The organism is Euzebya tangerina, from assembly GCF_003074135.1.
GTDB classification, from domain to species: Bacteria; Actinomycetota; Nitriliruptoria; order Euzebyales; family Euzebyaceae; genus Euzebya; species Euzebya tangerina.
The window spans coordinates 98,744-110,990 of sequence record NZ_PPDK01000004.1 but is presented as its reverse complement, the minus strand read 5'-3'; the positions used below and the strand labels follow the sequence as shown (position 1 = coordinate 110,990).

Below are 12,247 nucleotides of genomic sequence, written 5' to 3'. Positions count from 1 at the left end.
GGAGCCATTCTCAGCTGCGACAGCCAGCCGCGACCCATCGGTCCAATGGGCCTGACGTCGGGCGCGGACATCGAGGCCTGGGGCGGTGGCGAGGGGTTGCCAGCTAGGTCCCGTCGGGGACCCCCGGCTGGCCCGGCATGAGGTCGGCCCACAGTGGCTCCCGGGCTTCCGCCTGGGCCCGCATGGCCCGTGCGATGACCAGCTTCTGGATCTCGTTGGTGCCTTCGTAGATCTGCAGCACCTTGGCATCACGCATCATCCGCTCCGCCGGGAACCCGTCCAGGTACCCGTTGCCACCCAGCACCTGGACGGCCTCCGTCGTCGCCCGCATCGCCACGTCGGAGGCGAACATCTTGGCCGAGGAGCTGATCTTGGTCAGGCCCTCCGCCCCCTCGTCGGCCATCGTCGCAGCCATGTAGGTCAGCGAGCGGGCGGCAGCGACCTGCGCCTCCAGCTCTGCCAGCTTGAACTGGATGCCCTGATGATCGATGACCGGGACCCCGAAGGTGTGGCGGCGCAGCGCGTAGTCCATGGCCAGGTCGATCGCACCCTGCGCCAACCCCACCGCCTGCGCAGCGACGATCAGCCGTGAGGCGTCGAAGGCCTGCATGGCGATGGCGAACCCGTTGCCCTCGCCGCCCATCAGGTGGTCCTCACCCACCTCGACATCGGTGAACCTCGGCTGGCCGAGGTGCCACCCGGGCAGCCCCATGGTCGGCAGCACCTCGGCCGTGATGCCCGGTGTGTCGGCGGGGAGCCAGAAGGCGCTGATGCCGCCGGCTCCCTCCCCACCCGTCCTCGCGAAGATGACGTACACGTCGTTGATCCCCGCGTTGCCGATGAACTTCTTCTGCCCGTTGATCAGCCAGCCGGCATCGGTTCGGGTGGCCGTGGTCCGCATGTCGGCCGGGTTGGAGCCCGCGTGCGGCTCGGTGATGGCATAGGAACCCAACCACTCGCCGGAGCACAGCCGCGGGAGGATGGTCTGCTTCACCTCCGCTGAGCCGGCGATCATCACCGGGAGGGCCGTGAGCGTCACGTAGGCAGCCATCAGGGACACCGTCCCCGAGACCTTCGCCAACTCCTCGACGCAGGCGGCATCGGTGACCGTCGTCTGGCCCTGGCCGCCGAACTCCGCTGGGATCGAGACACCCAGCATGCCGGCCCGCCCCATGACGTCGTACAACCGCCGGGGGTACTCGCCCGTCGCGTGGATGCCGTCCACCTCGGGTTGGATCAGTCGGCGAACGTCGGTCTGGAACTGCTCTCGTCGTGCTTCTTCGGTCTCGGTGAGGCGCCACATGGCCCGTTCCTATCCGGTCGGCCTTCGTCATACGCCTTGGGTGCAGTGTCGGCCTGGGTGCGGTCGGCCTGTGGCGAGAGGTGACGGCGGGAGTACGCGCCGGGCAGACGGGTACGTTTGTCGCCTCATGAGCCCCCGTCTCTTCCCGTCCTCGATCGACCTGGCGGCACCGCCGTCCGGCCAGGTCCTGGGCCTCCTCGCCCAGCGGGTGGACGAGGTGCTGGCGACCTTCCTGACCGAACGCGCCAAGGAGCTGGCGGCCATCGACGCCGCGCTCAATCCGGTCGCGGACTCGGTCACCGCGCTGGTCGAGGCGGGCGGAAAGCGGCTTCGGCCGGCGTTCGTCTGGTGGGGGGCGATGGCCGCGGCGGCGGAGCCCGACCCCGAGATCCTCAAGCCGGCCGGGGCGGCAGAGCTCCTCCACACCTTCGCCCTGATCCACGACGACATCATGGACAAGTCGGCCACGAGACGGGGTCTGCCGGCCGTCCACTCCGCGCTGGCCGAACACCACCGCGAGGCTGGTATGGCCGGGGACGCCGAGTGGTTCGGAACCGGCGGCGGGATTCTGGCCGGTGACATGGTCTTCGTGTGGGCCGACATGCTGTTCGAGGCGGCCGCCCTCGATCCCGTCGCGCTTGCACGGTCGAGGACCGTGTTCGCCCACCTGCGGACCGAGGTCATGGCCGGCCAGTACCTCGATCTGCGACTGTCGGGTCTGCCCGAGGCCAGCGAGGAGGACTCGCTGCGCGTGTCGCTGCTGAAGAGCGGCCGCTACACCGTCACCCGGCCACTGCAGATGGGTGCGGCACTGGGTGCGCCGGACGACGCACTCGATCGTGCGCTGGTGGAGTTCGGTGACGCCATCGGCGTCGCCTTCCAGCTGCGCGACGACATCCTGGGTCTGATGGGCGACCCGGACGAGACCGGCAAGGGTGCCCTGGAAGACGTCCGCGAGGGCAAGCGCACCATGCTGGTCCTGCGTGCCCGCGACCTCGCCACCCCCGCCCAACGCGACGTGCTGGCCGGTGTCCTCGGTGACCCAGCGGCCGCGGACGAGGGGGTCGATCAGGTCCGCCAGGTCGTGACCGAGACCGGCGCGCTGGACCAGGTCGAGGCCAGTCTGAGCACGCTCCGCGCCACGGCGGAGGCAGCGATCGACGAGGTCCGCGAACCGGCGCGGTCCGCGCTGCTCGAGCTGGCCGCCGAGGCCATCGATCGCACCTCCTGACCGCCAGCGGACTTGATAAGAGGAGAGAGCACCATGGGATCAGTTGTTGTCGTCGGGGCAGGCCTGGGCGGTCTGTCCACTGCGCTTCGCCTGTCCGCTGCCGGACACCGGGTGACGATCCTCGAGCGGGAGGCCATCCCGGGCGGCAGGGCCGGACGGTTCACCGATCAGGGCTTCACCTTCGACACCGGACCCACGGTGCTGACGATGCCGGCCCTCGTCGAGGAGCTGTTCGCACTACACGGCGAACACATGGCCGATCACCTGGAGATCGAGCGGCTGGACCCCGCCTACCGTGCTGTCTTCGACGACGGAGCCGTGGTCAACATCCGCGGCTCGGTGGAGCAGATGGTCACTGAGATCACCGGCTTCGCCGGCCAGGCCGAGGCGGACCGGTTCGTCGACTTCGCCGACCACCTGAAGCGCTTGTACGAGGCCGAGTACGACACCTTCATCGACGCGAACTTCGACTCGCTGCTCGACCTGGCCAAGCCGGCCAAGATGGCGGAGCTCATCCGCCTGGGCGGCTTCCGGCGGGTCCACAGCCTGGTCGCCTCCAAGCTGACCGACTGGCGTCTGCAGCGCCTGTTCACCTTCCAGTCGATGTATGCCGGAATGAGCCCGTACGAGGCCCTCGGCGTGTACGCGGTCATCGCCTACATGGACTCGATCGCCGGCGTGTACTTCCCCAAGGGCGGGATCCACGCGACCAGTCAGGCGCTGGCCGACCTGGCCACCCGACACGGGGTCGAGATCCGGTACGAGGCGGAGGTGGCGCGGGTGACCGGTCGCGGTCGTCGAGCAACGGGTGTGGCGCTGGTGGATGGCGAGCACATCCCCGCCGATGTCGTCGTGCTGAACCCCGACCTGCCGATCGCCTACGAGCGGCTGCTGCCTCCGAAGGCGACCCCGCGCCGGGTGAAGCACCTGACCTACTCGCCCAGCTGCATCGTGGTCCACCTCGGCCTGGACCGGAAGCTGCTGGACGCCGCCCACCACAACATCCACTTCGCCGCGGACTACCAGGGCTCCTTCGACGACATCCTGGCCGGCCGCCTGCAACGCGACCCGTCGTGGTTCCTGACCGTCCCGACGCTCGGTGAACCGGCGATGGCTCCCGACGGTGGCGAGGTCGGGTTCGTCCTCATCCCTTCGCCGAACCTACACGGGGACCCCATCAACTGGACCACCCAGGCGCCACGCGAGTTGGAGGCGACGATCCAGCGACTCGAGGACGCCAAGTACGGGCCGGTCTCGGACTCCGTCGTCACCAGTCGCGTGGTGACCCCGCAGGACTGGGCCGACCAGGGGATGGCGGCCGGCACCCCGTTCGCGGCCTCCCACCACTTCCGGCAGACCGGCCCATTCCGGCCGGCCAACGTGGCGCCCAAGGTCGACGGCGTGGTCTTCGTCGGCTCCTCCACCACCCCCGGTGTCGGCGTCCCCATGGTCATCGTGTCGGGTCGCCTTGCCGCCGAGCGGGTCCAGCAGCAGCTGGCGGCCCGGTGACGCGAGCGGGTGCGTCCCGGTGAGTCAGCTGGCCTCGGGGGCCGTGGCTGGCGGCTACACCCACCCCAACCCCACGACCGACATCGTCACGGCGATGGTCGGCAGTGCACGGGGCGAGGCGGTGAGCCTCGCAACCTCCTACGAGCTCTGCCGCCGGATCAACGCCGCGCACGGCCGGACCTACTACTTCGCGACGCGCCTCCTGCCGGCCCACAAGCGCCCCCACGTGCATGCCCTGTACGCCTTCGCGCGGTACGCCGACGACCTGGTCGACCACCTTGGCCTGGAGTGGACGCCACAGGATCGGCGCCGAGAGCTCGAGGCGTGGACGGCCGGGTTCCTGGCCGACCTGGCCGCCGGTGAGACCGAAGATCCGGTCCTCAAGGCGGTGATCCACACGGTCACGACGCTGGGGATCGACCACGACGACCTAGACGCCTTCCTCACGTCCATGGCCATGGACCTGACCGTCACCCGCTACGCCACCTACGACGACCTGCACACCTACGTGTACGGCTCGGCGGCGGTGATCGGCTCCATGATGCTGCCGGTCCTCGAGCCCACGACCGCCACGGCGCGTGGACCGGCGATGGAACTCGGCATCGCCTTCCAGCTGACCAACTTCATCCGCGATGTGGCCGAGGACTTCGAACGCGGGAGGATCTACCTGCCGCTGGAGGATCTGGATCGGTTCGGCGTGACCGACGAGCACTTCCGGTCCCGCTTCGTCGGCCCGGAGCTGCGGCGGCTGCTGGCCTTCGAGATCGAGCGGACGCGGGCGCTCTACCGGCGGGCTGAGGCGGGCTGGGCGATGCTGCCGCCGGCCAGCGCCCGGTGCATCCGGACCGCCCACCACCTCTACGCCGGCATCCTGGACCGGGTCGAGCGGTGCGGATATCAGGTCTTCCAGGTGCGCGCGTCCGTTCCAGGCTGGCAGAAGGCGACGGTGGCGGTCCGCGAGATGGCTCGTTGAGCGCGGGCTCGCAAGCGGGCGGCCGGGAGGACGGCGTCGCGGCGCGCAAGGCCGACCACCTGCGGCTGAGCTTGCAGGAGGACGTGGGCCACGTGGGCATCACCACCGGTCTTGAGGCACTGCGGTTGAACGCCAGGGCGCTACCGGGCTGCTCACTGGCGGACGTCGACCTCGGCGTCGAGCTCTTCGGGCGGCGGGTGGCCGCTCCCGTCGCGATCAGCTGCATGACGGGAGGCACCGGTGCGGCGGGGCCGGTCAATCGGGCACTGGCGGCGGCGGCGCAGGAGCACCGGGTGGTGCTTGGCCTGGGGTCGGGCCGATCGCTGCTCGAGGGAGGAGACCCCGCCTCGTTCCAGGTCCGCGACATCGCACCCGATGTGCTGCTGCTGGCCAACCTCGGGGCGGTCCAGCTGGCGGAGCACGGGGTCGAGGGGTGTCGACGGCTGCTGGAGGCCACAGGCGCAGATGTGCTGGTGCTGCACCTCAACGCGGTTCAGGAGGCGGTCCAGCCGGGCGGGGACACGGACTTCGAGGGGGTCCTGGAGGCCATCGAGACGGTGGCCGGCCGGCTCGAGGTTCCCGTCGTGGTCAAGGAGGTCGGCTTCGGGATGGCTCGCGAGGACATCGCCGCCCTGGTCGACGCAGGGGTGGCCGGAATCGATGTGGCGGGCGCGGGGGGGACGAACTGGGCGACGGTGGAGGGGCAACGCGACAGCCGGGCGGGGCGGGTGGCCGGAGCGTTCGCGGACTGGGGGTGGTCGACGGTCGACTCGTTGCGGTCGGCCGCGACCGTACGGGCGGAGCGGGGGTCGGCGGTCGTGCTGATGGCGTCCGGCGGTTTGGAGGACGGGGTGGACGCCGCGAAGTGCGTGGCCCTGGGCGCAGATCTGGCGGGCTTCGGACGTCGGCTGCTGGCTGCCGGGGCGGAGGGGCCGGCGGCCGCGTCGGAGGAGTTGGGCGTGCTGGTCGAGCAGTTGCGGATCGCCGTCTGGGCGACCGGCCATCGGTCGGTGACCGGCCTGGGTCCGGGGGACCTCCGCCCCGCCTGACCTCGTGGTGGGGAACCTGACCTCGTCGTGGGGAACCTGACCTCGTGGTGGGGAACCTGACCTCGTCGTGGGGAACCTGACCGTGTGGTGGGGAACCTGACCGTGTGGTGGGGAACCTGACCTCGTGGTGGGGAACCTGGCTACGTCGTGAGGGCTGACGCGATCGCGTCCGCCACCGCACGAGCCCCGTGCGGGGCCAGGCTGATCGTGTAGTGGTTGACGTCCTCCACCAGGTGCGTCTCCACGTGGGGGAGGGGATCCACGATCGCGGCGATCCGCTCCGGCGGGTAGAGCGCCACGGGACCGTCCTGCATCCCTCGCTCGGCGTGCAGCATCGTCGCGGGTAGCGGCGCCAGGGACTCCACTGCAGTCCTGACCTCAGGATCCACGAGCGTGTCTCGCGCGTCGGCCAGGATCGCCGCCCGCGAGACCTTGGACCGCCAGGTGTCACCGTCCGGGCGCAGATCGTAATCGGCGTAGCGATTGACCAGATGGGGGTCGACCCCAGCCAGCGCCGGGTGGTTCCGCCAGAACACCCGGTAGGCCTCGGGGGACTCGAACCTGGCATCCAACCGTTCGAGCGCAGGGCCGATGACGCTGAGCAGCACCGCCTCGACGTCGGTTCCCTCCGGCAGGGGGTCGGAGAGAGGTGGTCCTCCGTCCACCAGCACGACGTGCGACCAGGACCCGGGGTGCCGGACCCCGGCCATCGCGGCGACGAACCCTCCCATCGAGTGACCGGCAACGACACCAGGCGTGGGCAGGGCCAGCGAGTGGGCCATCGCGACCAGGTCGTCGGCGTGAGCGGCCAGTGAGCTGGCGGCGCCCGGATCGCTGGAGTCGCCTCGGCCACGCAAGTCAGGGGCGACCAGCCCCAGGCCCCGCTCCGCCAGGTCCTGGCCGACGAGCGACCAAGCCAGATGGTGGGAGGTGATGCCATGGGCGGCGACTGCCGTGGGCGCGTCTGTGGGCCCCCAACGGGCGACGGCCAACTCCCCACCCTCGACCTGGATTGTGGTCATCGTCTGCACGCAACGGACCCTAGCGTCCCCTCCACCCCAACTCTCGGTACACGCCTCGGACGCTGAGCGAGGGCCGTGTACCCAGAGTTGCCCGTGACCAGCGGGCTCTTGACTCTCAGTTCGCCACGAACGGCCACGTGGGCCGTCTGGTGTACCGAGAGTGGGTCGCTGGCGGTGCCTGTACCGAGAGTCGGGTCCCCGCCGATGACGGCCTCGACACATCGTGGTGCAGGGGATTGTGGGAGGCGTGGCGCGGGGTTCCCGCCTCCAGCAGGCGACCTCAACACACCGTAGTGCAGGGAGGGGGCGGGAACCCGCCCTACACATGGTGTGTCGAAGTAGGTCGCGAAGCCTGGTCGGCCAACCGTGTCCCGTAGGATCGGCCTAGTGGTCACGGTACCAGCCACGCCTGCCCCGTCCAGAGCGAGTGTGGGACCGTTCGGACACGTCGGTCACCCGTGCGACCGGAATACGCCGATTTGCACTCCGAACTTGAAGTCTGGGCCCCAGAGGCGCAAACTGGCCACGAATGCCCCAGCGACTTCTCATTCTCGTTCCCGTAGTACGGCAGGCGTCTGCCGTTGCTACTCGGTGACCTGAGCCCGAGAAGCCGCAACGTGACAGACGCGACCTCCCCACCGGGAGGTCGTCGGCGTTTACGGGATCCCTCGTGGCCCCCGACGACCACGACCGAGCAAGAGCCCAACACGAAAGGTGTGGACGAGACATGCAGATGACAGGTGCCCAAGCGGTCATCGCCTCGCTTGAACGGGCTGGTGTCGAGGTTGTGTTCGGCCACCCCGGGGGTGCCATCCTGCCGGCATACGACCCGCTGCTCGACTCGCCGATTCGCCATGTGCTCGCCCGGCACGAGCAGGGCGCTGGACACATGGCGGAGGGATACGCCCAAGCCACCGGCCGGGTCGGCGTCGCCATCGCCACCTCCGGGCCCGGAGGAACCAACCTCGTCACCCCACTGGCCAACGCCCTGATGGACTCCATCCCCATCGTGTGCATCACGGGGCAGGTCGCCACCAGTGCGGTCGGAGGTGACGCCTTCCAAGAGGCCGACATCACCGGCATCACCATGCCGGTGACGAAGCACAACGAGATGATCCACGAGGCCGATCGGATTCCCGGCGCGATCGCCGAGGCCTTCCACATCGCCTCCACCGGCCGCAAGGGGCCCGTCCTGATCGACATCCCGAAGGACGTGCTGGCGCAGGAGCTGACCGCCTTCGAGTGGCCCGAGAAGGTCTTGCTCCCCGGGTACAAGCCGAACGTGAAGGGCCACTCCAAGATGGTCCGCGAGGCCGTCGACGTGATCCTGTCCGCCGAGCGGCCGATCGTCTACGCCGGTGGGGGCATCGTCGCCGCGGGGGCCGAGGCTCAACTCCGGAGCCTTGCCGAGACCCTCGGCCTTCCTGTCGTCACCACCTTGATGGCCCGGGGTGCCTTCCCGGACTCCCACCCCAATCACATCGGCATGCCGGGGATGCACGGCCACTGGTCCGCGGTCACCGCGCTGCAGAAGGCTGACCTGCTGATCGCCCTCGGCACCCGCTTCGACGACCGGGTCACCGGAAAGCTGGAGGCATTCGCACCCCACGCGAAGGTCGTCCACGTCGACATCGATCCGGCGGAGATCGGGAAGAACAAGGCGGTCGACGTCCCCATCGTCGGCGACCTCTCCATCGTCATGGATCAGCTTGCGGAGGTGCTCACCAAGCGCCTGGAGGCCGGCCGGGTGCCGGCGGACCTCACCGCCTGGTGGGAGACCCTGAACGGCTGGCTGGAGAACCACCCGCTGACCCACGAGCAGGATCCCGATGGACCCCTCAAGCCCCAGACCGTGGTGCGGGCCCTGAACGAGGCGCGGGCGCAGGACTCCATCATCGTCACCGGGGTGGGGCAGCACCAGATGTGGGCCAGTCAGCTGATCTCCTACGAGACCTCCCGGCAGTGGATCAACTCGGGTGGCTTGGGGACGATGGGCTACGGCGTACCAGCCGCGATCGGCGCGAAGGCCGGCCGCCCTGACGCCCAGGTCATCCTGATCGACGGCGACGGCTCGTTCCAGATGACCCTTCAGGAGCTGGCCACCGCGCGGACCGAGGGCATCCCCGTCATCTTCACCGTCCTCAACAACGGCGTGCTGGGCATGGTCCGGCAGTGGCAGGAGCTGTTCTACGACCGCCGCTTCTCCCAGATCGACTTGGACGCCAGCGTCCCGGATCTGGTCAAGCTCGCCGAGGCGTTCGGCTGTCAGGGCTTCCGGGTCTCCACCGTCGACGAGCTCGGCCCGACGATCGAGAAGGCGCTCGCGGTCACCGATGTCCCCGTGGTCATCGACTTCCGCGTCGACCCCGAGGAGAAGGTGTTCCCGATGGTCCCGGCGGGCCAGTCGAACGACCTGATCATCGAGAACATGGACGAGTGGCGCGAGCGTGAAGCCGCGGCCCAGCGAGGCGAGGGCGCAGACCTCAAGAGCGCCGGACCACCCAGCTAAGGACCCCCAATGCCCAAGCACACCCTCAGCGTCCTGGTCGAGAACCGACCCGGTGTCCTGTCACGCGTGGCCGGGCTGTTCAGCCGGCGAGGATTCAACATCGACTCCCTGGCGGTCGGGCCGACGGAGGTGCTGGACGTCTCCCGGATGACCATCGTCCTCGACGCCGACGCCCAGCCGCTCGAGCAGGTGACCAAGCAGCTCAACAAGCTGATCCACGTGCTGAAGATCGTGGAGCTCGAGGATGCCGGCGCCGTCCAACGCGAGCTGTGGCTGATCAAGGTCTCTGCCGCACCGGAGGATCGTGCCCAGGTCATCGAGATCGCCGCCGTCTTCCGCGCCAACGTCGTCGACGTGGACCACTCGGCCGTGGTCCTGGAGGCAACCGGGTCGACCGACAAGTTGGAGGCGATGGTCCGCCTCCTCAACCCCTACGGCATCCGCGAGCTGGTCCGTTCTGGCCTGATCGCCGTCGGCCGTGGTACCAAGTCGATCACCGAAGGACGGGCGCTCCGGCTTGAGCGCAGCGCCTGACCGTCACAACACGCTCAACGTGAGGTTCCCCACGACGAGGTGAGGTTCCCCGCCACGAGGTGAGGTTCCCCACGACGAGGTGAGGTTCCCCACGACGAGGTGAGGTTCCCCGCCACGAGGTGAGGTTCCCCACCACGAGCCAAGACTCCCCGCAGACCCCCCGACCACGCCCCAAGGAACACCCAATGCCAGCAACCATGTACTACGACGACGCTGCCGATCTCGGTCTGCTCTCCGACAAGACGGTGGCGATCATCGGCTACGGCTCCCAGGGCCACGCCCACGCGCGCAACCTGGCCGAGAGCGGGGTGCAGGTCGTCGTCGGGCTGCACGAGACCTCCAAGAGCCGCGAGGCCGTGACCGAAGCTGGCCTCGAGGTCGCCGCCGTCGCCGACGCCGCGAAGCGGGCCGACATCATCATGATCCTGGTCCCCGACCAGACCCAGGCGGGGCTGTACCGCGACGCGATCCTCCCCGGCCTCGAGTCTGGCAACGCGCTGTTCTTCGCCCACGGGTTCAACATCCACTTCGCCCAGATCGAGCCCCCCGCCGACGTCGACGTCTGCATGGTGGCGCCCAAGGGCCCGGGCCATCTGGTGCGGCGCGTCTACACCGAAGGAGCCGGCGTCCCGGCGCTCTTCGCCGTCCACCAGGACGCCACCGGGCAGGCCCGCCAGTTGGCGCTCGCCTACGCCAAGGGCATCGGCGGAACCCGCGCCGGCGTGCTCGAGACCACCTTCGAGGAGGAGACCGAGACCGACCTCTTCGGCGAACAGGCCGTGCTATGTGGAGGCGCCTCCATGCTGGTCCAGACCGGGTTCGAGGTGCTGGTCGAGGCGGGGTATCAGCCCGAGATCGCCTACTTCGAGTGCCTCCACGAGCTCAAGCTGATCGTGGACCTGATGTATGAGGGTGGTCTGGCGGGGATGCGGTACTCCATCTCCGAGACGGCGGAGTACGGCGACTACGTCTCCGGCCCCGTCGTGGTCGACGCCGACACCAAGGAGCGGATGCGCGGGATCCTCGGTCGCATCCAGTCGGGCGAGTTCGCGCGGGAGTTCATTCTGGACAACCAGGCCAACCAAGCCTCGTTCAAGGCCATGCGCCGTCGGGCGGCCGACCAGCAGATCGAGCACGTCGGGGCTGAACTGCGGGAGAAGATGTCCTGGCTGAAGAAGTAGCCGCCACGCGTGGCGCCCACTGCTGAGCGAGCGGCGGCACGCGTCGTGCAGCGGTGAAATGAGTCCAGGTGGATGATCAGGTGGTGGTGCGGCTGGCCGGTGCCGGGCTGCGCCGCCAGGGAGAGGTGGTGCTCCACCCGACCGACCTGGAGGTCAAGGCCGGCGAGCGCTGGGTCATCCTCGGGCCCAACGGCGCGGGCAAGTCGACCGTGCTCCGGCTGGCCTCGACCTACGAGTTGCCCTCCGACGGCACCGTCGAGGTGCTCGGTGGCAGGCTCGGTCGCACCCCGGTCGAGCAGCTGCGCCGACGCATCGGGGTCACCTCCAGCGAGCTGGAACGGCTGACCCGACAGCACATGACGGTCCGGGACGCGGCAGCGACGGGCTTCGCCGGCCACCTCACGAACTGGCACACCACGCTTAGCGGAGAGCAGGCGGAGCAGGTCCAGCGCGCCCTGGACCGGATGGGACTGACCGCTCTGGCCGACCGCCGGCTGCAGGTCATCAGCGATGGCGAACGACGCCGCGTGCACCTGGCCCGGGCCCTGGTGGGTGAACCCGAACTGCTGATCCTGGACGAGCCGGCCGCCGCTTTGGACATCGCAGGCCGTGAGCTGCTGGTCGGTGACCTCGGCCGGCTGGCCGCAAGCCCGGACCTCCGGGCCATCGTCCTGGTCACCCACCACGTCGAGGAGATCCCGCCCGGCTTCACCCATGCTGCGCTGATGGCCGGTGGCCGGATCGTGAGGGGTGGACCGCTGGACGACGTGGTGGCCGACCACTGGATGTCCCAGGTGTTCGGCATCGACCTGCGCGTCCGGCGTGATGGGGCACGATTCTGGGCCTCCGCAGTCTGAGCCAGGCGCTGAGGCACCGGAGTCGAGCGTCGGGCCCCCGGGTTCGCCCCCGGCGTTCGAGCCGTGTGTATCAGAGTGG

General features: G+C 69.4%; 10 protein-coding genes. 8 read left to right on the top strand and 2 right to left on the bottom strand.

Features of this window, described 5'->3' with window-relative positions; all coding sequences use genetic code 11:
* Positions 1-103: 103 nt before the first annotated feature.
* Positions 104-1,303: an acyl-CoA dehydrogenase family protein gene (locus C1746_RS21130; protein ID WP_116716774.1), complete on the bottom strand. Its 1,200-nt coding sequence runs from the start codon at positions 1,301-1,303 to the stop codon at positions 104-106.
* Positions 1,304-1,430: 127 nt separating this feature from the next.
* Between C1746_RS21130 and C1746_RS21125 the strand changes: the two genes are divergently transcribed.
* From C1746_RS21125 to fni, 4 genes are read left to right on the top strand one after another with little or no spacing between them, the layout of a single operon-like run.
* The gene (locus C1746_RS21125; RefSeq protein WP_162868056.1) at positions 1,431-2,534 is read left to right on the top strand and encodes a polyprenyl synthetase family protein; all 1,104 of its coding nucleotides are present in this window, start codon (positions 1,431-1,433) and stop codon (positions 2,532-2,534) included.
* Positions 2,535-2,567: 33 nt separating this feature from the next.
* Entirely contained in the window at positions 2,568-4,043 is a 1,476-nt protein-coding gene (locus C1746_RS21120; RefSeq protein WP_116716773.1) for a phytoene desaturase family protein, read from the top strand.
* 19 nt (positions 4,044-4,062) lie between these two features.
* On the top strand, positions 4,063-5,016 hold the full coding sequence (locus C1746_RS21115; RefSeq protein WP_205712035.1) for a phytoene/squalene synthase family protein: 954 nt from the start codon (positions 4,063-4,065) through the stop codon (positions 5,014-5,016).
* The gene (fni, locus tag C1746_RS21110) at positions 5,013-6,065 is read left to right on the top strand and encodes a type 2 isopentenyl-diphosphate Delta-isomerase (protein WP_162868055.1); all 1,053 of its coding nucleotides are present in this window, start codon (positions 5,013-5,015) and stop codon (positions 6,063-6,065) included. The genes C1746_RS21115 and fni overlap by 4 nt, the downstream gene beginning before the upstream one ends.
* A 140-nt stretch (positions 6,066-6,205) precedes the next feature.
* On the opposite strand, the gene C1746_RS21105 is transcribed toward fni, so the two are convergent.
* The gene (locus C1746_RS21105; protein ID WP_162868054.1) at positions 6,206-7,087 is read right to left on the bottom strand and encodes an alpha/beta hydrolase; all 882 of its coding nucleotides are present in this window, start codon (positions 7,085-7,087) and stop codon (positions 6,206-6,208) included.
* A 733-nt stretch (positions 7,088-7,820) separates the two neighbouring features.
* On the opposite strand from C1746_RS21105, the gene C1746_RS21100 reads away from it, so the two are divergent.
* From C1746_RS21100 to C1746_RS21085, 4 genes are all read left to right on the top strand, one after another.
* A complete protein-coding gene (locus C1746_RS21100; RefSeq protein ID WP_414627945.1) occupies positions 7,821-9,596 on the top strand; it encodes an acetolactate synthase large subunit in 1,776 nt (591 codons plus the stop codon).
* 9 nt (positions 9,597-9,605) lie between these two features.
* A complete protein-coding gene (ilvN, locus tag C1746_RS21095; RefSeq protein WP_116716769.1) occupies positions 9,606-10,130 on the top strand; it encodes an acetolactate synthase small subunit in 525 nt (174 codons plus the stop codon).
* A gap of 185 nt (positions 10,131-10,315) precedes the next feature.
* A complete protein-coding gene (gene ilvC, locus C1746_RS21090; protein ID WP_240599084.1) occupies positions 10,316-11,311 on the top strand; it encodes a ketol-acid reductoisomerase in 996 nt (331 codons plus the stop codon).
* A 68-nt stretch (positions 11,312-11,379) separates the two neighbouring features.
* Complete coding sequence (locus C1746_RS21085; RefSeq protein WP_116716767.1) at positions 11,380-12,168, top strand: ABC transporter ATP-binding protein; 789 nt, start codon at positions 11,380-11,382, stop codon at positions 12,166-12,168.
* The last annotated feature ends 79 nt before the right edge of the window (positions 12,169-12,247 follow it).